At 68.9% G+C, this 25,153-nt stretch carries 19 protein-coding genes; 9 read left to right on the top strand and 10 right to left on the bottom strand.

All coding sequences use genetic code 11. From position 1 onward, the window contains the following. Positions 1-28: 28 nt before the first annotated feature. Positions 29-3,523 (bottom strand): chromosome segregation protein SMC, encoded by a 3,495-nt coding sequence (gene smc / locus D106_RS0101090; RefSeq protein WP_018878927.1) that lies wholly within the window; start codon positions 3,521-3,523, stop codon positions 29-31. A gap of 223 nt (positions 3,524-3,746) precedes the next feature. Here smc and queF point away from each other — a divergent pair, with 223 nt between their 5' ends. The 4 genes from queF to cysZ all read left to right on the top strand — a co-directional run bounded on the left by queF (position 3,747) and on the right by cysZ (position 6,609). Beyond that, positions 3,747-4,169, top strand: coding sequence for a preQ(1) synthase (queF, locus tag D106_RS0101085; protein ID WP_018878344.1), 423 nt, complete (start codon positions 3,747-3,749; stop codon positions 4,167-4,169). Positions 4,170-4,180: 11 nt separating this feature from the next. Beyond that, positions 4,181-5,476 carry an FGGY-family carbohydrate kinase gene (locus tag D106_RS0101080; RefSeq protein ID WP_018878926.1) on the top strand — a complete coding sequence of 432 codons (1,296 nt, stop codon included), beginning with the start codon at positions 4,181-4,183 and terminating at the stop codon, positions 5,474-5,476. A gap of 175 nt (positions 5,477-5,651) precedes the next feature. Further along, entirely contained in the window at positions 5,652-5,861 is a 210-nt protein-coding gene (locus tag D106_RS0101075) for a DUF3185 family protein (RefSeq protein ID WP_018875710.1), read from the top strand. 7 nt (positions 5,862-5,868) lie between these two features. Further along, positions 5,869-6,609 carry a sulfate transporter CysZ gene (gene cysZ / locus D106_RS0101070; RefSeq protein ID WP_018875711.1) on the top strand — a complete coding sequence of 247 codons (741 nt, stop codon included), beginning with the start codon at positions 5,869-5,871 and terminating at the stop codon, positions 6,607-6,609. Positions 6,610-7,223: 614 nt separating this feature from the next. Here the strand turns inward: cysZ and D106_RS0101065 are convergent. From D106_RS0101065 to D106_RS0101050, 4 genes are all read right to left on the bottom strand, one after another. Further along, complete coding sequence (locus D106_RS0101065) at positions 7,224-9,194, bottom strand: DUF1631 family protein (RefSeq protein WP_018878924.1); 1,971 nt, start codon at positions 9,192-9,194, stop codon at positions 7,224-7,226. 368 nt (positions 9,195-9,562) lie between these two features. Then, the gene (locus tag D106_RS0101060) at positions 9,563-9,889 is read right to left on the bottom strand and encodes a non-heme iron oxygenase ferredoxin subunit (protein ID WP_018875713.1); all 327 of its coding nucleotides are present in this window, start codon (positions 9,887-9,889) and stop codon (positions 9,563-9,565) included. A gap of 44 nt (positions 9,890-9,933) precedes the next feature. Beyond that, positions 9,934-10,278 carry a hypothetical protein gene (locus tag D106_RS0101055; protein WP_018878348.1) on the bottom strand — a complete coding sequence of 115 codons (345 nt, stop codon included), beginning with the start codon at positions 10,276-10,278 and terminating at the stop codon, positions 9,934-9,936. Between the two features lie 391 nt (positions 10,279-10,669). After that, entirely contained in the window at positions 10,670-11,119 is a 450-nt protein-coding gene (locus D106_RS0101050) for a YaiI/YqxD family protein (protein WP_018866806.1), read from the bottom strand. 198 nt (positions 11,120-11,317) lie between these two features. On the opposite strand from D106_RS0101050, the gene D106_RS14475 reads away from it, so the two are divergent. Beyond that, a complete protein-coding gene (locus D106_RS14475) occupies positions 11,318-11,494 on the top strand; it encodes a PLDc N-terminal domain-containing protein (protein WP_018878923.1) in 177 nt (58 codons plus the stop codon). 16 nt (positions 11,495-11,510) lie between these two features. On the opposite strand, the gene D106_RS0101040 is transcribed toward D106_RS14475, so the two are convergent. After that, positions 11,511-12,959, bottom strand: coding sequence for a MinD/ParA family protein (locus D106_RS0101040; protein ID WP_018878922.1), 1,449 nt, complete (start codon positions 12,957-12,959; stop codon positions 11,511-11,513). Positions 12,960-13,190: 231 nt separating this feature from the next. On the opposite strand from D106_RS0101040, the gene D106_RS0101035 reads away from it, so the two are divergent. Both D106_RS0101035 and D106_RS0101030 read left to right on the top strand, forming a co-directional pair. Next, entirely contained in the window at positions 13,191-15,323 is a 2,133-nt protein-coding gene (locus D106_RS0101035; protein WP_018878921.1) for an HDOD domain-containing protein, read from the top strand. 15 nt (positions 15,324-15,338) lie between these two features. Continuing rightward, positions 15,339-17,480, top strand: coding sequence for an EAL domain-containing protein (locus tag D106_RS0101030; RefSeq protein WP_018878920.1), 2,142 nt, complete (start codon positions 15,339-15,341; stop codon positions 17,478-17,480). A gap of 26 nt (positions 17,481-17,506) precedes the next feature. On the opposite strand, the gene D106_RS0101025 is transcribed toward D106_RS0101030, so the two are convergent. Then, a complete protein-coding gene (locus D106_RS0101025) occupies positions 17,507-17,989 on the bottom strand; it encodes a DUF1249 domain-containing protein (protein WP_018878919.1) in 483 nt (160 codons plus the stop codon). Between the two features lie 114 nt (positions 17,990-18,103). Between D106_RS0101025 and D106_RS0101020 the strand changes: the two genes are divergently transcribed. Then, positions 18,104-19,741 carry an alpha-D-glucose phosphate-specific phosphoglucomutase gene (locus D106_RS0101020; RefSeq protein ID WP_018878918.1) on the top strand — a complete coding sequence of 546 codons (1,638 nt, stop codon included), beginning with the start codon at positions 18,104-18,106 and terminating at the stop codon, positions 19,739-19,741. Positions 19,742-19,756: 15 nt separating this feature from the next. After that, a complete protein-coding gene (locus tag D106_RS0101015; RefSeq protein ID WP_018878917.1) occupies positions 19,757-21,148 on the top strand; it encodes a sodium-dependent transporter in 1,392 nt (463 codons plus the stop codon). Positions 21,149-21,164: 16 nt separating this feature from the next. Here D106_RS0101015 and D106_RS0101010 read toward each other — a convergent pair whose 3' ends face one another. From D106_RS0101010 to bamB, 3 genes are read right to left on the bottom strand one after another with little or no spacing between them, the layout of a single operon-like run. Then, positions 21,165-22,355, bottom strand: coding sequence for an aminotransferase class I/II-fold pyridoxal phosphate-dependent enzyme (locus D106_RS0101010; RefSeq protein ID WP_018878916.1), 1,191 nt, complete (start codon positions 22,353-22,355; stop codon positions 21,165-21,167). A gap of 7 nt (positions 22,356-22,362) precedes the next feature. Next, a complete protein-coding gene (gene der / locus D106_RS0101005; RefSeq protein ID WP_018878915.1) occupies positions 22,363-23,823 on the bottom strand; it encodes a ribosome biogenesis GTPase Der in 1,461 nt (486 codons plus the stop codon). A 49-nt stretch (positions 23,824-23,872) separates the two neighbouring features. Then, on the bottom strand, positions 23,873-25,033 hold the full coding sequence (bamB, locus tag D106_RS0101000) for an outer membrane protein assembly factor BamB (protein ID WP_018878914.1): 1,161 nt from the start codon (positions 25,031-25,033) through the stop codon (positions 23,873-23,875). Between the last annotated feature and the right edge of the window lie 120 nt (positions 25,034-25,153).

Raw genomic sequence — 25,153 nt, 5'->3', positions numbered from 1 at the left:
CTTCGCTCGCAATGACGGGGCGGTTCGTTCAGGCCTCCGCCAGCTCCACGGCCTCGTCGATATCGACGCTGACCAGGCGCGACACGCCCGGCTCGTGCATGGTAACGCCAATCAGCTGCTCGGCCATGGCCATGGTCGCCTTGTTGTGCGTGATGAAGATGAACTGGATCTGCTCCGACATCTCGCGCAGCAGATCACAGAACCGACCGACGTTGGCCTCGTCCAGCGGGGCGTCCACCTCGTCCAGCATGCAGAAGGGCGCCGGATTCAGCTCGAAAATCGCGAACACCAATGCCGAAGCCGTGAGCGCCTTCTCACCTCCGGACATCAGATGGATAGTGGACAGCCGCTTGCCAGGCGGGCGCGCCATGATGGTCACGCCGGTATCCAGCAGGTCGTCCCCGGTCATCTCCAGGCGCGCCTCGCCGCCGCCGAACAGGCGCTGGAACTTGTGCCCCAACCCGGCATTCACCTGGTCGAAGGTCTGCTTGAACAGCGCGCGCGTCTCGCGGTCGATGCGGTGCATCGCCGCCTCCAGGGTCTCCAGTGCCTCGATCAGGTCGGCGTGCTGTTCTTCCAGGTAGCGCGAGCGTTCCTCCAGGCTGCGTGCCTCGTCGATGGCTGCCAGGTTGATCGGCCCCAGCTTTTCGATCTTGCGGTCCAGTTCGCCAATCGCCTGCTCCCAGGCCGGGACGGTGGCGTCCTCCGGTAGCTCGGGCGCAAGGGCCTCGGCGGCAAAGCCGGATTCCTGGAACTGGGTCTTCAGTTGCTCGATCTGCACCGAGCGCTCGCGCAGGTCCAGGCGCAGTTCCTCGCAGGTCGAGCGCTGCGCCTCCACGCGATTGCCGAGCTCGGTGCTGGCACCGGCCAGTTCGCGCAGCCGCGCGTCGCAGGCCTCCAGGTCGGCGCGCGCCCGGGTCAGGCGTGCCTCGGCCTCCTGGCGCTGCTCCGCGGCGGTCTGCAGGTCCGCGCGCCACTGCTCCAGCGGGCCCTGGCGCTCGTGCAGCCCCTGTGCGAGGCGCTCGCGGCGCTGGGCATCGTCCTCGCGCTGGCGCTCCAGGCGGTCGCGCTCGTTGTGTTCGCGCTCCAGGCGGTGGCGCGCCTCCTGTTCGGACATGCGCGCCTGGTTGGCCGCGTCGCGCGCCGCGCGCAGCGCATCCCGGGCCTCGGACTGTGCGCCGCGGGCGGCCTCGACGCGTGCCTCCAGCGCGGCGCGGTCGGCCTCCAGGGTCTCGATGCGCGCCAGCGCCTCGTTGCGCTCGGCCTCCGCGGCCGTGAACTGCTCGCGGGCACGCGCGGCCTCCTCGTCCAGCTCGCCCGCCTCGCGGTCGATGCGTTCCTGCTGCTGCTCGAGCTGCCGGGCCTGGTCGCGCAGGCGCTGCACGCGGCGCTCGCGGTCGTCGATCTGGGCCTGCTGCTCGCGGATCTGCCCGTCCAGCGCCTCGCGCCGGGCGCGGGTGGTTGTGATGGTCTCGTTGCGCTCTTCCAGCGCAGCCTGCAGGCGGTTCACATCGGTCGCGAGCTCCTCCTGACGCTCCTGCAGCTCGCGCGCCAGACGCACCCGCGCGACCGCGCCGCTGGCCCCGCCCTCCAGCGTGCGATGCGCGACCCAGCCCGGCCCCAGCCAGGTTCCATCCGGGGTGATCACGCTCTCGCCCGGACCCAGCGTCGCCACCCGGGCGCGGGCGGTTGCGAGATCGTCCGCGCAGTGCACCGCGGCCAGCCAGGCGGTGACCACCGGCGAGCCCTGCACGCGGGCGGCCAGGCTGCCGGCCGGCGCCTGCGCGCCCTGCGGCACGTCGGTACCGACCAGGCGCAGCATGGCGTCGGGCAGGTCCGGCGCGGCTTCCGGAGTGGCGGTCACGGCGGCCTCCAGCCAGGCCCCCAGGACCATCTCCACGGCTGTATCCCAGCCCTCGGCCACCTCCAGCTGCCGCACCAGCGGGCGCGACAGATCCAGCCCGTGTTCGCGCGCCCAGGCGTCGCGCCGGGCGCGGGTCTCCTGCGGGTCGTCCTCGCCGGCAAAGTGCTCCAGCCCCGCCAGACGCCCGGCGACCTCGCGCGCCTCGCGTTCGGTGGCGTGCAGGCGGTCCTGCTCCTCGCGCTGGGCCTGTTCCAGTTCGGTCAGCGCACTCTGCTGCTGTTCGCGATCGCCCTGCAGGGCCTGCAGCCGCTCGCGCAGGCCGCCCAGTTCCGTATCCAGGCGATCGGCCTCGGTACCCGGGTGGGTTTGTGGCAGGGCCGAACGCTCTGCCTCAAGGCGTTCCCGCCGCTGGGCGACGCGCTTGAGCAGGTGCTCGGCGTTGTCCATGCGCGAACGCGCGAGCTGCGCGTTCTGGCGCGGCTCCGCCAGCGAGCGTTCCCATTCGGTGAGGGCCTCGCGCGCGGCCTGGTATTCGGTCTCGGCCTGTTCCGCGGCCGCCTCCAGACGCTCGCGCTCGGCCTCGGCGCTGGCGGTAGCCGCCTGGCGTTGCGCGCTCTCCTGCTCGGCCTGCGCGATGCGCGCCTGCACCGCCTGATGCTCGCCGGCGGCGGCCTCGATGCGGCTGTCCAGCTGGCGCAGCTCGGCCTGTTCGCGCGCTAGTTCGTCCTCGGCATGGCGAATGGACTGCTCCAGCCGCGAGACCTCGGCGGCGCGATCGTAGTAGGCACTCTGCGCCTGGGTGGTGGCGGCCTCCAGCTCGAGGCGCTCCTGGCGCGCCTGTTCGGTGCCGGTCTGCGCCTTCTGAGCCTCGGCCTGGGCCTGGGCCAGTGCGGTCTCGGCATCGTTGAGCCGGGTGCGGCTGGCCTCCATCTCGCGTTCCTGCGCCTGCAGGCGCAGGAGGATGGCCTCGGCGCGCTTTTGCCGGCGTTCGGCCGCCAGGGCCTGGTAGCGCTCGGCGGTGGCGGCCTGGCGATTCAGGCGCTCGGCCTGCTTGGCCACCTCGTCGCGCACGTCGTCCAGGCGCTCGAGGTTCTCGCGGGTGTGGCGTACGCGGTTCTCGGTCTCGCGCCGGCGCTCCTTGTATTTGGAGATGCCGGCCGCCTCCTCCAGGTACACGCGCAGCTCCTCCGGCCGCGCCTCGATCAGGCGCGCGATCATGCCCTGCTCGATGATGGCGTAGCTGCGCGGCCCCAGGCCCGTGCCTAGGAACAGGTCTACCACGTCGCGCTTGCGCGCACGCTGGCCGTTGAGGAAGTACTTGGACTGGCCGTCGCGGGTCAGCGCGCGTTTGACGGCGATCTCGCCATAGCCGCTGTACTCGCCGCCCAGGCGGCCGTCGGAGTTGTCGAAGACGAGCTCGATGGAGGCCTGCCCCACCGGCTTGCGGCTGGAGGAGCCGTTGAAGATCACGTCCTCGCTGGAGTCCCCGCGCAGGTGCTTGGCCGAGGATTCTCCCATCACCCAGCGCACCGCGTCGATGGTGTTGGACTTGCCACAGCCGTTCGGCCCGACCACGCCCACCCGATTGCCGGGCAGGACGAGGGTGGTCGGGTCCACGAACGACTTGAAGCCGGCCAGCTTGATTCGGGCGAGTCGCACGTTCGGCGCTATCCGCGGTCAGGGAACTCGGGGTTAGAATGGTACACGCTTACACCCTCAGAGTGACCCGCCCCCGAGCACCTGGCACCTGTCCCGCTGTAGGAGCCTGCTTGCAGGCGAAGCCCTGCACGTGCCCGGCTTTGGCAGGGGCTTCGCCTGCGAGCAGGCTCCCACAGGGGGCTGTCACACGCAGGGGCCATCCATTCAACGACGAGAGACGTAGATGCCCAGCCAGCCGAGCAAGACCCTGGAGACCTTCGACAATCCGGCGCCGGAGAACGACTTTGCGATCTATATCCGCGTACCGGAATTCACCTGCCTGTGCCCCGCGACCGGACAACCGGACTTCGCCGAGCTGCACATCCAGTATGTGGCGGACCAGAAATGCGTGGAGCTGAAGTCGCTGAAGAACTACATGTGGTCCTACCGGGATGAGGGGGCCTTCCACGAGGCCGTGACCAACCGCATCCTGGCCGATCTGGTGGCGGCGACCGACCCGCGCTACATGCGCCTGACCTCGTACTTCAACGTGCGCGGTGGCGTCTATACCACCGTGGTGGCGGAACACCGCAAGCCCGGCTGGACCCCGCCGGAGCCGGTGCAACTGCCCTCGCCCACGCGCAGCCCGCTCGACATGAACGGCTGAGCTCGCGCGCGATGCACGCCATCGGCATCGACCTCGGCACCTCCGGGATCCGGCTCGTGCTGCTGGACCCGGCGGGCGAGCGGATCCATGCCGCGCAGCGGGCGCTGCCGGCCTCGGTCGGTGGCGAGGAGCAGCGGGCGGAGCAGAACCCGGCCCTTTGGTGGTCCCATGTGCGCGAGCTGCTGCGCGAGGCCGCTACGCATCTGAACGGCCAGCCGGCGGCGATCGCGGTGGACGGGACCTCGGCGACCCTGCTGCGCCTGGACGCCGATGGACGCCCGACCCACCCGGCTCTTATGTACAACGATGCCCGGGCCACCGACATGCTGCCCGTGCTGGCCGGGGTGGCCCCGGCCGCTTCCGCCGTGCACAGCCCCAGTTCCTCGGCCGCGAAGCTGCTGTGGTTGCGTCGCCACGAGGGGCTCTCGGGCGTGCGCCGCGTCCTGCATCAGGCCGACTGGATCGCCGGGCGCCTGCGCGGGCGCTTCGACCACATGGACGAAAACAACGCCCTGAAACTGGGCTACGACGCCCTGTGGGGGGGATGGCCGAACTGGCTGCAGGAGACCCTCGGGACCGACGCCACCCTGCTGCCGGAGGTGGTCCCCGCCGGCACCGTGCTGGGCCCAGTGGACCCGCAGGTGGCGGAGGCACTGCACCTGAACCCGGCCTGCCGGGTGGTGGCCGGCACCACCGACAGCATCGCCGGATTTCTCGCCTCCGGTGTCGCCGATGACACCACCGGGGTCACCAGCCTGGGCTCTACGCTGGTGCTCAAGCAGTTGGCGCCGGAGCCGATCTACGCCCCGGAACTGGGCATCTACAGCCACCGCTTGCTGGGACGCTGGCTGGTCGGCGGCGCCTCCAACAGCGGCGGCGCCGTACTGCGCCAGTACTTCGACGACGCGGCGCTGGGCCGACTGAGCGATACCATCGACCCGGAGAGCGACAGCGGGCTGGACTACCGGCCCCTGCCCCGAACCGGCGAGCGCTTCCCGGTCAACGATCCCGAACTGGAGCCGCGTCTCGCCCCCCGCCCCGATGACGACGCGCGCTTCTTGCAAGGGCTGTTCGAGGGGATCGCCCGCATCGAGCGCGACGGCTACCGCCGCCTGACCGAACTGGGCGCCCCGCGCGTGGAGCACGTGGTCTCGCTCGGCGGCGGCGCCCGAAACCCCGTATGGACCCGCATCCGCAACCGCATCCTCGAATGCCCGGTCACCCCGGCCGCGGATGACGACGCGGCGCGCGGAGCCGCCCGCCTCGCGCGCATCGGCGTGGGTCTGGAGCCCGGCTTCACGGACTGACCGTCTCCTGTGCCGACAAGACCCATGTAGGAGGCCAGCCCTCTGGCCGATGGGGGGCATCACCAGCATCCCATCGGCCAGAGGGCTGGCCTCCTACAGGAAATCCAGGGGCAGGGCCTAATGGTGGTGATCGATGCTACATTCCGAAGGGAACACCACAACAAAGGGATACGACATGCACTGGACGCGAGTTCTCGGGATTGCCTTGCTGGTGGGCGGGATCATTCTGCTGGTGATGGGCTATAACGCGACCGAAAGCCTGGGCGAGGAGCTGCACCAGGAATTCATGGGTCGCTACACGGACGAGACGCGCTGGTACCTGATCGCGGGCGGCGTGATGTCCGTCGTTGGGCTGGTGCTGGCGATCTTCGGGGTGCGCCGCTGAGCCCACCGTGCCGGCCCGTTCGCTCCGCCTGACCCCGCTGTTCGCGTTCCTGGCACCCTTTCGCGGGCTTTCGCGCGTATTCGAGCCGGGCCTGCGGGGCCTGGTGATCGGGCCCCTGATCATCAACATCGTGGTGGTGATCGGGCTTGCGGCGGCGGCCGCACTTGGCTTCGAGGCGCTGCTGGCCGCGTGGCTCCCGAGTGGCTGGGACTGGCTGGCCTGGCTGCTATGGCCGTTGTTCGCCCTGGCGCTGCTGGTGGCCTTTGCGGTATCGGCAGTAGCCCTGGCCGCGATCATCGCCAGCCCGTTCTCCGGCCCGCTGGCCTACCGTACCGCCCGCGGCCTGGGCCACGAACCGCGCCAGCCGGCGCGCTCGTTTCTCGGCGAGATGGGTCACGCGAGCATCACCGCGCTGCGCAAAACCGGGTACTACGCCCTGCTGTTCATCCCGGTCCTGGTGATCACGGTGATCCCCGGGCTGAACCTGCTGGCCGGACTGGCGTGGTTCCTGTTCGGCAGCTGGGTCCTGGCCGTCGAATTCATGGAAGCCCCGCTGGCGAACGACGGCCTGGAGTTTGCGGCGGTCCGCCAGACCCTGCGCGCCCACCGGCTGGAGACGCTCAGCTTCGGGGCCGGCACCACGCTGCTGGCGATGGTGCCGGTGGTGAACCTGCTGCTGGTCCCGGCCGCCGTAATCGGCGCAACCCACCTGCGCGTGCGCCTGCCCGACCCCCGGGGCAACGCCTAAGGAGACGCTGATTGAATCGCACGTCCGCGCTCGAGTCGCTTTTGCGTGCGAACAAGGCGCGGTGACTGCCGTGCAGTCATTCTGCACAAGGGAACCGCAACGCTGTGCGCGCGCCCGTTTTTGATAACAACGGGCGGCCGAGCCCCTGCTTTCAATGGCTTGTGGGGTTGGTGCCCCCTGTTCCCCGATCCTGCGTTGCGCCGCTTGCGGGTAGAACCACTACCCGCTGCACGACGCGCCTTGTCTCGGAACGTTTGTCTCGAACAACTGGGGGGCACCAACGCGGACGTGCGATTCAATCAGTGTCTCCTAAGGCATTTTTCACCACAGAGAGCGCGGAGGGCACAGAGAACTGCAAAAGCCGGGTTACAGGAAGTAGGGAAGGACGCTGGAAGGAATAACAACGGCCGGATCGATTCTTCCGGCATCACTCATCTCGGAGGCAAGCCTTCCGGGGCAAGGCGACTCGCCGAAACCCTGCGAGCCCCAGGCCCTCCAGCCCATCATCCCTTCCAACCTTCAAACCTTCCTGTAAACCGCCCTTGCCCTTCTTCGTGCCTTCGTGCGCTTCGTGGTGCCAAACGCCCTTGACCTCGTGAGAGGCGGGATCCGAATCAGCCCAGTAGCGCATCCAGCGGGTTGTCGGTCGGCAGCGGGCGCATGCGGCCCTCGCGCAGCTCCTGCGCGACGCCCTGCAGGGAATGGCGGCGGCTGGCGCCCTGGTCGAGCGACAGGAAGAGATAGCCGCGCGTGGCCTCGCCGCGCCACACGAGGCCCATGCGGTGCAGCTGCCCGCTGGCCTTGTCGACCAGTTCGAACCACTCGCCGGTGCGCATCCGGCTGGCATCGAAGACCCAGGGGTCGTCGAGATCGGTCAGCAGATCCGGGTCGTCGTCCTCCAGGCGCGTGGCGCGACGCGCCTGGATGCGTGCCTGCGGGTCGAAGCGCGGCTCGTCGGCCGCGGCACGGATACGCTGCAGGTGCGCCTGCCCGAGGTGCTGCACCACCGCCTTGATGCGCGCCTCGTCGGCGCCATGCTCGCGGGCGGTGGCGACGATCTTCTGCACCAGCGGATTGACTTCCTGCGGGGTGACCCCGTTGCAGATCGCCCGCACCACCTCCTGAACCTCGGCGTCCAGGACCTGCACGGCCGCCTCGTCCACGGCCAGGAGGTCTTCCCAGGCCTCGGCGATCTGCTCGGCGGCGCGCTCCGGCAGCTCGGCACCGGTTTCCAGCACGCATACAGTCAGGGTGCGTCGGGCGCGGGCGGCGCGTTCCTTCTCGCACATCGGCTCGGCAAGTGCGTCCGCCTGCGCCTGCCAGTGCGCGTCCTGCTCCGCCCGGGCCGTATCCCATTCCTCGCGCAGGGCCTGTGCGCCGGCGCGATCGAGGACATCGACCTCCTTTTCCAGGCGTTCGACGCTCTGGCGCATCGCGTCGAGATAGCCTTTGACCAGCGCGGCATCCTCCGCGCCGTTGTCGGGGCTGATGCGCACACCGGTGTTGATCAGGCTGCCCACCCATTCACGCAGCGGGTGGGCGGAGTCGTGGAAGAATTCGAGATCGCGGCTGACCACGCGCGCGAGCAGCGGTTGCAGCTTCAGCATGATCGCGCGGAACTCGGGATGGCACTCGAGCTGGCGCGACACCTCGGCGAACACGCCCGCCAGCACACCCGTGATGACGTCCTCCAGGGGGGCCTCGACCGCCGAGCCACCGGCGCCCGCCGCCGGGCCCATACCCGCCCCGCCGGCGGCCAGCAGCCAGCCGGAGGACGCCGCCCATTGCTGCCAGGCCTCCGGGGCCGCATCCGCCGCGGGCATCGGCGCGCGGGCCGCCACGCCCACGCCAGCGCCGGCTTCCGAAGTGGCCGCCTCGTCCGCCTCGGTCGCGGGCGCCGCCGCGCCGTCGGGGGCCGGTTCGGCGCTGGCGGCGCCCCAGCTCGCGCGAGCCGCCGGCCGGTCCAGATCGCCATCCGGTTCCTCGGAAACCGGCTCGCGGACCAGCCCACAGGACTCCACCGTCTCGACCACGAAGGCCAGGGTCGGCGCGGCGGTGCTGCCCAGGCAGCGCACATACCCGCGCATCAGATCGAGGGTCATGTCGGTACGGCCGAACTGGGCCTCGGCGGTCTCGATCAGGCGCTCGTACCAGTTCAGCGGCGACCACGGCGCCCAGCCGGGGTGCTCGAAGCGATCCTCCTCGCGCGCCGCCTGCAGGAAGACGAACCAGGAATAGCGATTGTGCTCGCGGACAAGCCCTTCCAGCTTGTGCCGCAGGGAGCGGCGGGTGGACTGGTAATCGTCCAGGATCTGCAACCCGGAGTTGTCGCCCGCGTAGCTGGAACCGGAGAATTCGTACTTCGGGGGATAGGTCGTGGCCAGGAAGTCCCGTTCCAGGGCCTCCTCGAACTGGCGGCGCAGCACGAACTGATAGCCCTGAAGCTGGTTGGCCCACTCGCTGCTTTCGGAATCCTTGCCGCCGGCGGTCCAGTCCCGGGCGATCGCCTCCAGGAAGCGGTCGAGGTGGTCCGCCACTCGTGGAACGATGCCACGCGCCAGTTGCTGGCGCTGCGCATCCGACAATCCAGCCAGTCCCGACCAAAGCTTCGCTGGATCGGCCCCCGGGCCTTCCCGGCCTTTCTGCTCCGTGCCTGCCATTGCTTGGGTGCCCTCGTCTAGCCGCGCGATTGCCCCCGTAAGTTCAACGTGAGGCACCCAATAGTGTACAGGCGCGGCAAAAGCAGAGCATCCGGGGCAGCTTCCGACTCAACCCGAGGGGAAACACTGATCAATGTGCACGCTCGCGCTCGAGTCGCTTTTGCCTGCGTTTAAAGCGCGGTGACTGCCGTGCAGTCACTCTGCACAAGGGAACCGCAACGCCGCGCCTTGTCTCGGAAAACCTGGGGTACCAACGCGAGTGTGTACATTGATCAGTGTTCCCCTAGCCCGATTCAGTCGTCCAGTGGCTGCGCGCCCACCTGGACCATGTCGCCTTCGATGCGCACGGGGAACCGGGTCAGCGGCTCTTCCGCCGGCGGCTCCATGACCTCGCCGGTGCGCAGACAGAACTGGGCATCGTGCATCGGACAGGTAATGCAGTCGTCGGGGTCGATCTCGCCGTCGGCGATGGGTACATCCTCGTGGGTACAGAGATTCTCCACCGCGAAATACTCGCCGCCGAGGTTGAAGATGGCGACCTCGGTATCCGCCGTCTCCACCAGGCGATGGTCTCCATCCTCGATCGTCCCGACCGGGGCTACATCAATCCAATGTGTCATTGCGTCTCCCTTGGCAAAACCCGGGGTTCAGGCAGCAGATTCGTTCAACGGGCGGATGCACGCAGGGCCGCAGTGGCGGCCGGGTCAATCTCGATCCGCCGCCCTTCTTCCGGGTGATAGGAAAAGCGCCCGACTACGCGCAGGTTCTCGCCCAGGTGGTCGCGGACCGCCGAACCGGGGGTGACCGCCACCCGGTTGATGGCGTCGTCCTCGAGCCAGTAATGCTCGGGATCGTCGAAGCGGTTCACCACTCCCTCGGTTTCCACCAGCTCGCCGTCGAACGCCGGAGCCGACGCCGCCAGCTGCTCCAGCGTTACCGGCGCCACGCGCTCGCCACCGCAGGCTACCAACAAGGCTGACGCTACCAACCCCAGAATCAGGGCCTTCATCCCCTTCCACACGATCGTTTCTCCCGGCTCCACTCGCAGCGCGTATTGCGTCCCGACCCGCACAGCCTAACCAAAGGGGCATCCTCCGTGCCGATTCACCCGCGAATAACAGGCTCAAGCGAGACGGTTGGCTGCCGTTACCAACGAATGACGACCCACACACGCACCCGACAGGGACGCTCAAACGCATGAATCCGGCATATCAGAACCGCTCCCGCTCGCCCTCGCGAATGGCCCGGTCCCGGCCGAGCGCCGGCCCTGAGACCACAGGGTCACTGGACTCGCGCGAACGGCGACACCTCGCTCCACCGGAAGACTGGGTGGAGCTGGCGGAGGAGACCCTCAGACTGATCCGGCAACTGCGGGTTTAGGCCCTGCGGCGCGCCGGGCGTTAGCGGGCGTGCTGGGCGAGCCAGCGGTCCAGGGCGTTGCCGAAGGCCTGGCGGTCGCGCGGGCCCAGGGCCGCGGGACCGCCGGTATCCACGCCGCTCCCGCGCAGGGTGTCCATGAAATCGCGCATGCTGAGGCGCTCGCGGATGTTGTCGCGGGTATAGAGCTCGCCGCGTGGATTGAGCGCCTGGCCGCCCTTCTCGATCACCTCCGCGGCCAGCGGGATGTCGGCGGTGATCACCAGGTCGCCCGCCGCGAGGCGCCGGACAATCTCGTTGTCGGCCACGTCGAACCCGGCACCCACCTGGATGGAGTCGATCAGCTTGGACGGCGGCGTACGCATCGGCTGGTTGGCCACCAGGGTCATCGGTGTCCCGGTCCGCTTCGCCGCGCGAAACAGGATTTCCTTGATCACAGCGGGACAGGCGTCCGCATCCACCCAGATCTTCATGGGCCTCCTTCCGGGGCGTTCAATGACGGTTGCGGCACAGGGTATCGGTTCGCGGCGCCCGGCACATTTTTCGCCGCCCGAGTTGGCACCCGCACAAGCCCGTGTTATCAGGGACCCGAACAGGAGAGACCTGCTCCTGCCTTCAAACAGGGCGTGCGTTCCGGTCGGGCCACGCATCCAACCCGCAAGGAGCATCCCATGGGCATCGAAGTTACCGGCATTCTGGGCCTCGTCTGGCTGCTGATCGTCATCTGGGCGATCGTGCGCACCGCGCAAAGCCCCGCCGGCCCGGTCGTCAAGTTGCTGTGGATCCTGATCCTGCTGTTCCTGCCGCTTCTGGGGCTGATCGCCTGGCTGCTGCTGGGCCCCCGATAGGCGCCCGTCGCGCCCTTCACAGGCGGCGCAGAAACGCCGCCAGGTCTACGTCCCGGCCCTCCAGTTCGCGTAGCCGCGCAAGCAGCGCTTCCTGGGATCCGAACCGCTCGTGATCAAAGCCCGGGGCACGGGATGTCCGCTGCCGCCCCGGGATACCCGGGTCCGGGTCCGCAGCACGCCAGCCGAAGTCCGGTGGCGGGTCGGACGTCCGCGTATCGGCAGCCGGAACGGCATCCCGCTCCGCAGGGGCCGCCGGCCTCGGCGGATCGGCGGGGCCCAGCGCCTCACCCAGCGCGACATCCTCCGCAACCTCGGGGCTGGCCGCCTCTTCCGACGGCGCATCGACCGAAGGCGCACCCCCCTTGATGGCCGGTCGCCCCGTGCGCGCCCGGTACTGCTCGTGCAGGGTGTTCAGGACCTCGGCCAGGGCTTCCGGGTCCGCCACCTCCAGCGCGTTCTCGAAGGCCCGGCGTAACGGGGCCAGGCCCTGGTCGGCATCCACCTCCGGCGGGGGCGTCTCGCCGGCCGGGGAATCCACAGGTTCCTGGACCGCCGTTGCCGGCGGGGCCGTGGCTTCGAATCCGTGATCCCCGGCGGAACCGGCAGTGGATCGGGGAGCGGGTGGAGACCCCTCGAGCCGCCCGCGCCAGAAGCGGCTGAAGGCCGCGTCGGGCCCCTGCGGCGGGTCGTCGTCCAGCGCGTTGGCCAAGCGCTGAAACGGGCGGAACGACGGATCGCCCTCGGCAAACAGCGCGACCGGGTGCTGCAGGGTGACCGCCGTACGCAGACTCTCGTCGCGCTGGACGAAACCCAGGAAATCGACCCGCGTATGCAGGTATTTTTCCACCGCGTTGCCGAAGCGCTGGAACACGCTGCGCGCCTCGGCAACGTCCGCGACCATGTTGACGACCACCCGTACATCCAGCGCCTGCCGGCGCAAGGCGAGTTTCAGCAGGGAGAAGGCGTCCGTCAGGGAGGTCGGCTCCGGGGTGAGCACCAGCAGGACCTGATGGCTGGCCGCGAGGAAGTCCAGCGTGGTGTCGCCGATGCCGGCGGCGGTGTCCAGCAACAGGTCGTCGAAATCCGATTCGATGCGCGCCAGCTCCGTGACCAGGCGCTGCTGGTGGGCCTCGGAGAGCTCGGCGTACTCGCGGATGCCACTGGCGCCCGGGATGATCCGCAGGCCATGGGGCCCTTCCAGGAGGATCTCCTCGATGCCGCATTCCCCGGCCAGCACCTCGGGCAGCCCCCGTTGCGGACGCAGCCCCAGCAGGATGTTGACGTTGGCCAGCCCGGTGTCGCCGTCGAGGATGCACACCCGCCGCCCCCGGCGCGCCAGGGTAATCCCGAGGTTCACCGCGAGGCTGGACTTGCCCACGCCACCCTTGCCACTGGCCACGGCCAGGACCCGTGGCCGCGCCACCGCTGCGGATCGGGAATCCGCCGAGGCACTGCGATCGGACATTGCGGCTCCCTGCATGGCACTCATCGGCATGGATTGAGGAAACCCTGATCGGTAAAGGATGACGGCGAACTCACGGCCGGTCTACCCCGTCCGGTAGCGTGTCCGAATACCGCACAGTATAGTCGGTTATCAAGAGCGGCCCGGCGCGCAGGCGCCACACGGTGCCAACACCGGGTTCGCGGTTCGGGCAACTGAGACGGCGGGTCGGCTACAGCGTCTCCGGGGAACAGCATGGCGAGGGTCAACACGGCAACGGACGCATTACCCAGCCTGCCCCAGGCGCTGATCCCCGTTCTCGATGCCACCCAGGCAGATGAAGCCGATTTCCAGTCCCTCGCCCGCGCCATCCTGCAGGACGCCGGGATGTCCGGCCGCCTGCTGCAGGCCGCCAACTCCCCCTTCTACTACCGCGGCTCGCCCTGCCGCACCATCGACCGCGCCCTGTTCAGCCTGGGCCTGGACACGGTGCGCAGCCTGGCCCTCACCGCGGCGATCCAGCAGCTGTTCGGCGAATTCGCACCCCGGCATCGCGGCTACCTGCGCGTAGTCTGGCGCCGCGCCCTGACCACCGCCAGCCTCGCCCAGGTCCTCGCGACCCTGACCCGCTACCCCCGCCCGGAAGAGGCCTACCTGGCCGGGTTGCTGATCGACATCGGCCGCCTGATCCGGCTGGCCGGAGACGAGGGCCACTACTGGCCCCTGCTGCAGGCGGCGGAGGATGACCCGCACCTGGTGGCCCTCGAACGCGACAGCTTCGGGTGCCACTACGGCGAGCTGGGCGGCGACTGCCTGGAGACCTGGGGCCTCGGCCGTTTCGTGGCCGATGCCGTGCGCTACCACCTGGAGCCGGCCGAACGCGTGCGTGATGCCCACCACCTGGTGAAGCTGGTGAACCTGGCACATGCCATGGCCTGCCTTCCGGCCACCCTCGCGGCCAGCACCGAGGCCACCTGCAACGAAACGGCGCTGGCCGCCGCCGACACGCTGTTCGGCCTGAACGAGGGTCTGGCACGGGCGCTGCGCGAACGGGTGGCCGAAGATGTCCGGCGCATCGCCGGCTCGCTGGAGATTGATCTTGACGCCCCCGTGCCGGGTCCCGAGGCAGCAGACGCGGCGGAATCGGCCGACCGGGCGGCCGAACGCGCCCTCGGCTCACGGGTCCGGGACCTCACCGAACTGGAACGGATCAACGCAGAGATGGCCCGCGCGACCCGGTTGCAGGACCGCTGCCTGGCCGCACGGCGCACCCTGTTTCTGACCCTGGGCGTGAGCCAGAGCCTGCTGTTCCTGGTCGACGAAGACCAGCAGTCGGTCTCCGCCTGGGTGGAGGATGACGAGACACCCGATTTCACCCTGCCGCTGCTGCCCGGGCGCAGCCTGGTCACCGACACCCTGCTGGACCGCGAGATCCTGCGTCACGAGGAGGAAAACGCCGCCGGCCTCCCGGTGATCGACCAGCAGCTGTTCCGCCTGTGCGAGGCGGAACGCCTGTGGAGCTTTCCGCTGCTGGCCGAGGGTCAGCAGCCCGCCGGCGTGCTGATCCTCGGGCTGACGCACGGCCAGGCGGAGGGCCTGGAACCCCGCAGCGACTTCATCCGCTCCCTGACCCGCGAGATCGCGCGCGCCCTGACGCAGCCCCGCCCCGAGCCCCGAGACACCGACGATACCGAACAGCGCATCCGCGAGACCGTGCACGAGGCCGGCAACCCGCTCAGCATCATCCAGAACTACCTGGGCGTGCTGCACCACAAGCTGGGCGCGGAGCACGAGGCCCGCCACGAGCTGGGCCTCATCAAGGACGAGATCGACCGGGTCGGGCGCATCCTGCTGCGCCTGCGCGATCCGGAGGCCGCCGCGACCGGAGAGACCGGACCGGGCTCGCTGAACGCACTGGTGCGCCAGGTCGCGGACATCGTCGACGGATCCCTGTGCCGGACCCGGGGCATCCAGCTCCATCTGGACCTCAGCCCCTCGGACCCGCCGCTGTCCGTGTCGGCGGATCACCTGCGCCAGATCCTGACGAACCTGCTGAAGAACGCCGCGGAGGCGCAGGAGAACGGTGGCGAGATCAGTATCGCCACCCGCGCCCCGACCACGGTCAACGGCCGCCGCGTAGTGCCCTTGTCGGTCACCGACAAGGGACCCGGCCTGCCACCGGCGGTCCAGGCCGCCGCGTTTGCGCCGGTGGCGTCCAGCAAGGGGCCGGGGCATGCCGGCCTGGGGCTCAGCATCGTCAAGCGCCTGACCGAGGAGATCGGTGCGGGCTTCACCTTTACCAGCACAAGCGCCGGGACGCGCTTCGAAATCACCCTGCCCCTGGTCACACAGGGGACAGCGGACGCATCAGGGATGACGCAACCATGACGCCCTGAGGCCTTGATGAGCGACCGCGACACGCCGATCGACCCGCAGTCCGTCCGCATCCTGATCGCCGATGACGATCCCGGCCTGCTCGAAAGCCTGCGGGGCCTGCTGAGTCTGGAAGGCTATCCCGTACGCACCGCCCCGGGTGGCGGCGCCGCCATCGAGGCCCTGCGCGAAAAGCACTATGACCTGCTGCTGCTCGATCTCGCCATGCCGGAACTCGACGGTCTCGATGTTCTGCGCTTCATGCAGGCCGCCGGCCTGGAAACCCTGACCGTGGTGGTAAGTGGCAACAGCACCGTGGAGGACGTCGCCGGGGCCCTGCGCGAGGGCGCGCACGACTATCTGAAAAAACCCTACGAACCGGCCGAACTGCTGGCGACCGTACGCAACGCGCTGCAGCACAAGGCGCTGGAAGACGCCAACCGCGCCATGCGCGCGCGTCTGGAGAAATCCGAGCGCCTGCACCGCATGATCGTGAACAATTCACCCGACATCGTGTTCGTGCTGGATGCGGAACACCGCTTCCGTTTCGTGAACTCGCGCGTCCACGAACTGCTGGGCTATGCCCGTCAGGACCTGCTCGAGTCCTCCATCCTGGACCTGGTCGAACCCGAGGACCGCGACAAGGCCGCGTATTTCTTCGAACAGGCCACCCGCCGCCAGGCCCATATCCGCTCCGTCGAACTCGCCCTGAAACCGGCGCGCCCGTCCCACACCCGGCACTTCTTCGAGGTCGCGGTGTGGCCCAACGGGGCCGGGGACGAAAACGCCGATGGCCGGCATGAGGCGCTGACCTACGGCACCGCCCGCGACATCACCGAGCGCAAGGAATCCGAGGCCTTCATCAACTTCCAGGCCTACCACGACCTGCTCACCCGCCTGCCCAACCGCGCACTGTTCCGCGACCGCGTGGATGTGGCTATTTCCCACGCCCATCGCTCCGGCACGCAACTGGCCGTGCTGTTTATCGACCTGAACCGCTTCAAGGTGATCAACGACTCGCTCGGGCACACGGTCGGCGACCGCCTGCTGCAGGGCGTGGCGCAGCGCCTGCAGGGCTGCATCCGCAAGGGGGACACGCTGTCGCGCTTCGGCGGCGACGAGTTCACCCTGCTGATCCCGGGCCTGGCCAGCAGCGAGGCCGCGATCCAGGTGGCCGAGAAGATCCTGGAGAGCCTGCAGGCCCCGTTCCAGATCGGCGACCACGAACTGTTCGTCGGCGCCAGCATCGGCATCGCAATCTACCCGGATGCCGGCGACAACCTCGAGGCCCTGATCAAGAACGCGGACATCGCGATGTACCGCGAAAAGAGTACCGGCAAGACCGGGGTGCGCGTGTACAGCCCGGACATGGGCGGCCACCCCCCGCGCCGGCTGCAGCTGGAACAGGACATGCGCCGCGCCCTGGAGCGCGACGAGTTCCATATCCTCTATCAGCCTCAGGTCGACACGGAAACCGGGCAAATGGTCGGCGTCGAGGCGCTGATCCGCTGGGACCACCCGCAACTGGGGCTGCTGGGCCCGGCCGAGTTCATCCCGGTCGCCGAGGACACCCGCCTGATCGTGGATCTCGACCGCCTGACCCTGCGCACCGCCATTCGCGAGGTGCAGCAGCACATGCAGGCGGGCTATCCGGAACTGCATTTGGCCGTGAACCTCTCCCCCGTACTGGTGGAGCGCGACGATTTCGTCGAGGACTTCCTGGGCATCCTGGGCGAGGCCGGCTTCCCGCCCGATCTGCTGGAGGTGGAGATCACCGAGAACCTGCTGATGAGCGACACCCCGGACACGGTGCACAAACTGAACCGGCTGGGGGCCGCCGGCGTGCAGATCGCGGTGGACGACTTCGGCACCGGCTACTCGTCCCTCAGCTACCTGCAGAAGCTGCCGATCCATACCCTCAAGATCGATCGCAGCTTCACGCAGACCATCTGCCGCGAGGACGAGGCCTGCATCGTCAACGCGATCATCTCCATGGCGCGCGGACTGAACATGAATATCGTGGCCGAGGGGGTGGAGACCGACGCCCACCGCGATTACCTGCGCAAGCTGGAGTGCCCGATGATGCAGGGCTTCCTGTTCGGTCAGCCCGCCCCGCTGCACCGCCTGCTGGAAAACGACGCGATCGCGCCCCGGCCCGTGGCCTGTCAGTAGGCCGCAACCACAACCGCCTCCCCGACCTACTCGACCGCGGCCACCTGCGACTCGGTATCCGCCAGGAAGCGGTGCCCCTGGCGCAGGCAGTAGCGCAGCCACTTGTACAGGAACCGGTTGTGCCGCCAGCGGCAGACCAGGCCCGGGTGGCCGCTCAGCATCTCCGGGACGGCACCGTCCCCGATGGTCCGGCAGTACAGCTCCAGGACCTCGGCCTGGCGCGCGTCATGGAACAGGCGCACGCGCATGTCTGGCTGCTCGCGGCGTTCGCCCTGATGATCGAACCGGTAGGTGAGGTGCAGCGTGGTGGTATAGCGGGTGCGCTCCAGCACCTCCAGGTACAGGTCCAGTGCGCCCGCCACCCGCGAGACCGAACGCACCGGCTGCCGCTCGAGTTCGGGACACAGACGGCGCAGCGCGAGGTAGTTCTCCTCGTACATCTCCATCAGTGCCGCGAAGCTCTCGGGCCTGGGTTCCAGGTGGGACGGGGTCTGACGCTCCAGCAACATGTCGCGCAGTCTAACAGGCCAGGGCGGCTTCGCCGCGAGCGCCAGTAGTGCCAGGCGGGACACCCCCCGGGGTTTTTGGTACCTTCGAATCGACCAACAAGGATCCGCGACCCCATGGACATAAGCGTCGTCACCACCCGGCCCTTTTCCGACCAGAAGCCCGGCACCTCCGGCCTGCGCAAGCGCGTCCGCCAGTTCCGCCAGCCGCACTACCTCGAGAACTACATCCAGAGCATCTTCGACGCCTGTCCCGACCTGAAGGACGGCGAACTGCTCCTGGGTGGCGACGGGCGCTTCCACAACCGCGAGGCGATCCAGGTGATCCTGCGCATGGCCCTGGCCAACGGTGTGAAGAAGGTCGCCGTGGGGCACGCCGGACTGCTGTCGACCCCGGCCGCATCGCACCTCATCCGCTCGCGCGGGGCCACGGGCGCCCTGATCCTGTCCGCCTCGCACAACCCGGGAGGCCCGGAGGGCGATTTCGGGGTCAAGCTCAACACCGCCAATGGCGGCCCCGCCCCGCCCTCAGTGACCGACGCCATCTTCGAGCAGAGCACTCGCATCCAGCACTACCGCATCGCCAATGGCACCGAGCACGTGGACATCGATCACCTGCATGCGGGACAGCTGGGCGACATGGCCGTCGAGGTGGTCGACCCGGTCGGGACCTATGCCGATTACATGGCCACCCTGTTCGACTTCGAGCGCATCGGCGAACTCCTGCGCTCCGATCACTTCCGCATGCGCTTCGATGCCATGCATGCCGTGACCGGCCCGTATGCCGAGGAGATCCTGGTCAACCGCCTGGGGTCCCCGGCCGAGACCATCCTGCGCGCCGAGCCGCTGGCCGACTTTGGCGGCCGCCACCCGGACCCGAACCTGTCGCACGCGCGCGAGCTGCGCGAGGCCCTGTACGGCCGCGATGCCCCGGATTTTGGCGCCGCCTCGGACGGTGACGGCGACCGCAATATGATCCTCGGCCGGCATTTCTTCGTCACGCCCTCGGACAGCCTCGCGATCATGGCGGCCAACGCCCACCACATCCCGGCATTTGCCGACGGCCTGAAGGGCGTGGCGCGCAGCATGCCTACCAGTCAGGCCGTAGACGTGGTCGCCAAAAAGCTGGACCTCCCCTGCTTCGAGACCCCGACCGGCTGGAAATTCTTCGGCAACCTGCTGGACGACGGACGCATCCGGCTGTGCGGCGAGGAAAGTTTCGGCACCAGTTCCGACCACGTGCGGGAAAAGGACGGCCTGTGGGCCGTGCTGTTCTGGCTCAACCTGCTGGCGGCCCGGCGCCAGTCGGTGGAGGAGATCGTGCGCGATCACTGGCGCCAGTACGGACGCCATTACTACACCCGGCACGACTACGAGGCCGTGGAGAGCGACCGCGCCGAACAGGTGATGGCACGCATCCGCGAACAGCTCTCGGTGCTGCCGGGGCAATCCCTGGCCGGCATGCGCGTGGCGCGCGCGGACGACTTCGCCTACCGCGACCCGGTGGACAACAGCCTGACCGAGCACCAGGGCCTGCGCGTGCTGTTCGAGAGCGGTGCCCGCATCGTCTTCCGGCTGTCCGGCACCGGCACCGAGGGCGCCACGCTGCGCCTGTACATCGAGCAGCACGAGACCCATCCGGAACACCTCGATGCCGACCCGCAGGAACTGCTGCGTCCGCTGATCGAGGCCGCCTCCCGGCTCGGCGACATCCCCGGCCTGACCCGCCGCGAGAAACCCGACGTCATCACCTGACCGGGCCCGCGCGGCATGGATATCACCGCCACCCGCATCCGCTGGCGGCACGGCTATGCCTTCGTGCTGGCCGCCACTGCCTCGGCCGTCGGGCTGGGCAACATCTGGAAGTTCCCCTATATCCTGGGCGAGAACGGCGGGGGTGCGTTCCTGCTGGTCTACCTCGCGGCGATTGCCGTAATCGGTATCCCGGTCATGATGGCCGAGGTCATGATCGGCCGGCGCGGGCGCCGGTCACCGGGCTATGCAGCGCTGGCCATAGCCCGCGAGAGCCGGGCGCACGATGGCTGGCAGATGGTGGGCTGGATCGGGATCCTAGCGTCATTCGTGATCATGGGCTTTTATGTGGTGGTGGCGGGGTGGGTGTTTTCCTACATCCCGCAGGCGGCGGCCGGGGCCTTTTCCCAGGCCGATGGCGAACAGGTACGGGCGGTCTTCATGGCCACCACCACCTCGGCCAGCGGAATGCTGTCGTGGACTGCCTTCGGGATCGGTGCCACCTTTCTGATCCTCGGCCTGGGGCTGCGCGGCGGCCTGGAACGCAGCGTCAGCGTCCTGATGCCCCTTCTGTTCGCGCTGTTGTTGCTGGCAATGGCCAGCGGCCTGTGGATCGGCGACGTCCGCAGCGCGGCCGCCTTCATGTTTTGGCCCGATTTCGCGGCACTGGAGCCGCGCAGCCTGCTGATCGCCGTCGGCCATGCCTTCTTTACCATGACCCTCGCGGCCGGCGTGCTGATGATGTTCGGGGCCTACCTGCCACAGGAGATCTCGATCGGCGGCACCGCCACCGGCATCGCAATCGCGGACACACTGATTGCCCTGACCGCGGGGCTCGCGATCTTTCCCGTTGTATTCGCCTTCGATCTCGATCCCACGGCCGGCCCCGCCCTGATGTTCGAAGCCCTGCCCCTGGCGCTCAGCGCGATCCCGGCCGGCGCGCTCCTGACCGTGCTGTTCTTCGTCATGCTGGGCCTTGCCGCCTTCGGCACGATGATCACCGGCGTTCAGGTCTTCGTGCACCTGCTCCACGAACGTTTCGGGCTTGGGCACTGGTGGGCGTCCCTTACGGCCACGCTGAGCATCGGGGCCTGCAGCCTGATCACCATTTTTTCCTTCAGCGGGGCGGAATGGGCACAAATCGATATCACGCTACTTGGGCGCGAACTGCCAACGCTTTACCACCTGCTGGAACACACCTCGATCAATATCCTGCTGCCCCTTTCCGGACTGATGATCGCGGTGTTCGCAGGCTGGGTGGTTCCGGCCCACATCGCGGCGCAGGAGTTGCCGCACCGGCCGATCGTCCTGGCGACCTGGCGCTGGACCCTGCGTTTCGTGGCCCCCGCCGCACTCCTGCTGCTGTTCTGGCAGCTCTCGTCCTTCGGCAGCCACCTGCCCCGCCTTTAGGGAAATACTGGGGTAACTAACCCAACAGGGTCTCCAAACGCACCACGGCCTCGCGCAGTCGGGTCTCGGACTGGGTATAGGCGATCCGCAGATAGTCCCGCCCGCGGGTCGGGCTAAAATCCGTACCCGGCGTCAGGGCCACGCCGGCCCGGTCGAGAATGCGTGCGCAAAGCGCCTCGGAGTCCGGGCCGTGGGCGGTACAGTCGGCGTAGATGTAGAACGCCCCCTGCGGACGCGCCTGGACCTTGAGCCCGAGGCCCGGCAGCGCCTCCAGGAGAACGTCGCGGCGTCGCTGCAGTTCGCGCACCTGCGTCTGCAGCAAGGCCTCGGTCTCCGGCGTGAACGCCTCCAGGGCCGCCGTCTGGGCCATCGTGGCCGGGGCCACGAACAGGTTCTGCGCCAGGCGACGCACCGGGTCCACCCAGGTCTCCGGCACCACCATCCAGCCCAGGCGCCAGCCGGTCATCGCGAAGTACTTGGAGAAGGAGTTGATCACCACCACGTCCGGGAAACCGGCCGCGGCACTGGGCTCGGCGTGGTCAAAGACGATCTGGGCGTAGATCTCGTCCATGATCACCAGCCCGCCGCGTTCGCGCACGACCTCGACGATCGCGGTCAGGCGTTCGCGCGACAGGCAGGTCCCGGTCGGGTTCGCCGGGGAGCCCAGCAGCACCGCCCGGGTATTCCCGCCCCATGCCCCGGCGATGGCCTCGGGCGTCGGCTGGAAGGCATCCTCGGCGTGCACTGGCAGGCCCACGGGCAGCGCGCCACGCGCGGCGACGAACTGCCGGTTGCAGGCGTAGCCCGGGTCCGGAAGCAGGACCTCCTCGCCCGGATTCACCCCGGCCGCCAGGGCCAGCAGGATCGCCGCCGATGCGCCCGCCGTGATCACGATCCGCTCGGGATCCACATCGGCACCGTGGCGCCGACGGTAGTCGGCGGCCAGTGCCTCGCGCAGCGCGCGGGTCCCGTGGGCGGGGGTGTAGCGCGTATCCCCGGCGGCCAGCGCCGCACGACCGGCGGCAATCACCGGCGGCGGCGTCGGGAAATCCGGCTCCCCGACCTCCAGATGGATGATATCGCGCCCGTTGCGCTCGGCCTCCTGGGCCCGGGCGAGGATGTCCATCACGCGGAACGGCTCGACCACCCTGGCGAATGCCGACAGGTCCGGGTCATGGGCCGGGCTGGCGAGAGGCGCCGAGGTCATCCTCGACTCAGCGGCGCACGTGCCGCATCAGGCGCTTGCGCTTTTGCTGTTGCCGCGGAGTCAGCTTGTTGCGCCGGCCGGCATACGGATTGCGGCCGGAACGGAACTCCAGGCGCAGGGGCGTCCCGACCAGCTTGAGGTGCTTGCGGAAGAAGTTTTCCAGGTAGCGCTTGTAGCTGCCCGGCAGGGAATCGGTCTGGTTGCCGTGGACCACGATCACCGGCGGATTCTGCCCGCCCTGGTGGGCGTAGCGCAGCTTGATGCGGCGGCCGCCGACCATGGGCGGCGCATGCTCCGCCACCGCGGCCTCCAGCAGGCGCGTGAGCTCCGGCGTGGAGACCTTGCGAAAGGCGCTGGCATGCGCCTCGCGCACATCATCCAGCAGGTGCCCGACATTGGTGCCGTGCAACGCCGAGATCAGGCGCATGCGGGCGAAGTCGACAAACCCCAGGCGGCGGTCCAGCTCGTCCCGGATGCGCTCGCGCGCATGGTCCTCCATGCCGTCCCACTTGTTGACCGCCAGCACCAGCGCGCGCCCGGCCTCGATCACCATGCCCAGCAGGTGCGAATCCTGATCCGACAGCCCGGACTGGGCATCGACCACCAGGATCACCACGTGGGCGGCCTCGATCGCCTGCAGCGTCTTGATCACGCTGAATTTCTCGATCACTTCGTGCACCCGCGCCCGGCGCCGCACTCCGGCGGTATCGATCAGGGTGTAGTCGGTGCCGTCACGTTCGAACGGGACAAAGATGCTGTCGCGGGTGGTCCCGGCGACATCGGTGGCCACCACGCGCTCGTCCCCGAGGATGCGATTGACCAGGGTCGACTTGCCGACGTTGGGGCGGCCGACAATCGCCACGCGGATGCCCGGCCAGTCATCCAGGGCCGCCTGCTGTGAGGCCTCGTCGAGCCCGTCGCTGGACGCCGCTTCACTGGCCTCAACGCCGCCGGCCTCCAGCGCCGCGCGGCGCGCCGCCGCCACGTCCTTGCGCACGCCCTGCATCAGGCCCTGCACGCCCCGCCCGTGGGCGGCCGCGATGGCCGTGATCGAGCCCAGGCCCAGCGCGTAGAATTCGGCACTGACCGAGTCGGCATCCAGGCCGTCGGTCTTGTTCACCACCACGCGGGCCTTCACGCCCGCCTCGCGCAGCTGATCGGCGATCGCCTGGTCCTGCGGCGTCAGACCATCGCGGGCGTCCACCAGGAACAGCACGTGATCGGCCTCGGCCACCGCGCGCCGGGTCTGCTCGGCCATCGCACGATCCATCTCCGCGCCCTCGCCCGACAGGCCGCCGGTGTCCACCACCAGGTAGGGGAAGTCGCCCACCTTGCCGATGCCGTACTGGCGATCCCGCGTGAGCCCCGCGACATCGGCCACCAGGGCATCACGCGAGCGCGTGAGCTGATTGAACAGGGTGGACTTGCCGACATTCGGCCGCCCGACCAGCGCGATCACCGGGATCATCGGTGTTCCCGACCCCCGCGGTACCCAGAGCCGGCTGGCCTAAGCGGGCTCACTCGGCGCCCCGGATCGCGGGGTTCACCGCGGTCAGTTGCCCGTTGTCGGTCACCACGTACAGCGTCCCGTTGACCAGCGTCGGGCGAGTCACCACGGAACCCGAGCTCGCGCGCAGCCGCGCGACGATGCGCCCATCCTCGAGATCGATCCAGTGCAGGTAGCCCTCGTAATCGCCGACGATCGCATGCGGTCCCACCACGACCGGCGCCGTTACCCCGCGCAGGCGCAGCCCGTCCATCTGCCACAGGTCGCCGCCACTGCGCGGCTGAAGGCCCCACACGTGGCTCTCGGCATCGGTCACCACCAGCACGTCGGAGTCGGTGTCCACGTCCGCGCCCTGGTAGGACGAGAAATCGCGGGTCCAGAAGAGCTCGCCGGAATTCAGATCCAGCGCGGCCAGCCGGCCCTGATAGCTCGCGGCAATGGCCGCACCGCGATACAGCGGGATATGGCCGTCCACGTCTACCATGCGCTCGACCTCGGTGCGACCACTGGGGATGCCCAGCGTGGTCTCCCACAGGACATTGCCGCGATTAAGCCCCAGCATCAGCAGGCGCCCGTTGTCGAAACCGGCCAGCACACGCCCGGAGGTGATCTGCGGGCGCTGGGCGCCGCGCAGGCTCAGCGAGGGCGTGGTCCGCAGGGCGGTCCACTGGGTCGCGCCCGAGGCGGCGTCCAGCGCATGCAGACGTCCGTCATTGGTGCGCACGACCACCAGCCCGCCAGCGACGTCCGAGACGGCCAGCACCTCGCTGGACAGCGCGGCGCGCCAGCGTTCCCCGCCCCCTTCCAGGTCCACGCCGATCGCATAGCCGTCCAGGGTCCCGACCACCGCGAGGTCTGCGCCAACCCCGACACCGGCCGAGACTCGGGCGTCGTCCAGGCGCACCTGCCAGCGCTGGCTGCCACTCTCCGGATTCAGCCCGGAGACACGTCCACTGGCGTCGGTCATCACCACAAGGTCGTCGGTGATCCCCGGGTAGACCTGCCACAGGAAACGCTCGCCGCCGCTGCCCACCGAGCGCGACCACAGCCGTTCCGGCTGTCCCTCCGCCTCGAACTCCGGCAGTTCGGCCGGGGGCTCGGTGGTATCACGCTGCCACAGCCCGCAGGCGCTGAGGGACAGGATCAGGGCGCCGGCAATCAGCAGACTCATGGCCGGACTTGCAAGGTAAGGCACTGACATCGGGCGACAGATCCTCTAAGGAAACAAAGGTTTATGTACGCACTCGCGTTCGTGTCGCGGGTGCGCGCGAACGACGGGCGGCCCAGGAGT

Source organism: Thioalkalivibrio sp. ALE9, assembly GCF_000377445.1.
In the GTDB taxonomy this organism is placed as follows: Bacteria; Pseudomonadota; Gammaproteobacteria; order Ectothiorhodospirales; family Ectothiorhodospiraceae; genus Thioalkalivibrio.
This window is presented reverse-complemented; position numbering and strand designations above follow the sequence as displayed.

Bases quoted from the DNA above. Each gene is read 5' to 3' on its own strand.
- queF (WP_018878344.1), top strand. From the start codon at position 3,747: ATGCCCAGCCAGCCGAGCAAGACCCTGGAGACCTTCGACAATCCGGCG.
- D106_RS0101080 (WP_018878926.1), top strand. From the start codon at position 4,181: ATGCACGCCATCGGCATCGACCTCGGCACCTCCGGGATCCGGCTCGTG.
- D106_RS0101075 (WP_018875710.1), top strand. From the start codon at position 5,652: ATGCACTGGACGCGAGTTCTCGGGATTGCCTTGCTGGTGGGCGGGATC.
- D106_RS0101060 (WP_018875713.1), bottom strand. From the start codon at position 9,889: ATGACACATTGGATTGATGTAGCCCCGGTCGGGACGATCGAGGATGGA.
- D106_RS0101055 (WP_018878348.1), bottom strand. From the start codon at position 10,278: ATGAAGGCCCTGATTCTGGGGTTGGTAGCGTCAGCCTTGTTGGTAGCC.
- D106_RS0101050 (WP_018866806.1), bottom strand. From the start codon at position 11,119: ATGAAGATCTGGGTGGATGCGGACGCCTGTCCCGCTGTGATCAAGGAA.
- D106_RS14475 (WP_018878923.1), top strand. From the start codon at position 11,318: ATGGGCATCGAAGTTACCGGCATTCTGGGCCTCGTCTGGCTGCTGATC.
- D106_RS0101040 (WP_018878922.1), bottom strand. From the start codon at position 12,959: ATGTCCGATCGCAGTGCCTCGGCGGATTCCCGATCCGCAGCGGTGGCG.
- D106_RS0101035 (WP_018878921.1), top strand. From the start codon at position 13,191: ATGGCGAGGGTCAACACGGCAACGGACGCATTACCCAGCCTGCCCCAG.
- D106_RS0101030 (WP_018878920.1), top strand. From the start codon at position 15,339: ATGAGCGACCGCGACACGCCGATCGACCCGCAGTCCGTCCGCATCCTG.
- D106_RS0101025 (WP_018878919.1), bottom strand. From the start codon at position 17,989: ATGTTGCTGGAGCGTCAGACCCCGTCCCACCTGGAACCCAGGCCCGAG.
- D106_RS0101020 (WP_018878918.1), top strand. From the start codon at position 18,104: ATGGACATAAGCGTCGTCACCACCCGGCCCTTTTCCGACCAGAAGCCC.
- D106_RS0101015 (WP_018878917.1), top strand. From the start codon at position 19,757: ATGGATATCACCGCCACCCGCATCCGCTGGCGGCACGGCTATGCCTTC.
- D106_RS0101010 (WP_018878916.1), bottom strand. From the start codon at position 22,355: ATGACCTCGGCGCCTCTCGCCAGCCCGGCCCATGACCCGGACCTGTCG.
- der (WP_018878915.1), bottom strand. From the start codon at position 23,823: ATGATCCCGGTGATCGCGCTGGTCGGGCGGCCGAATGTCGGCAAGTCC.
- bamB (WP_018878914.1), bottom strand. From the start codon at position 25,033: ATGAGTCTGCTGATTGCCGGCGCCCTGATCCTGTCCCTCAGCGCCTGC.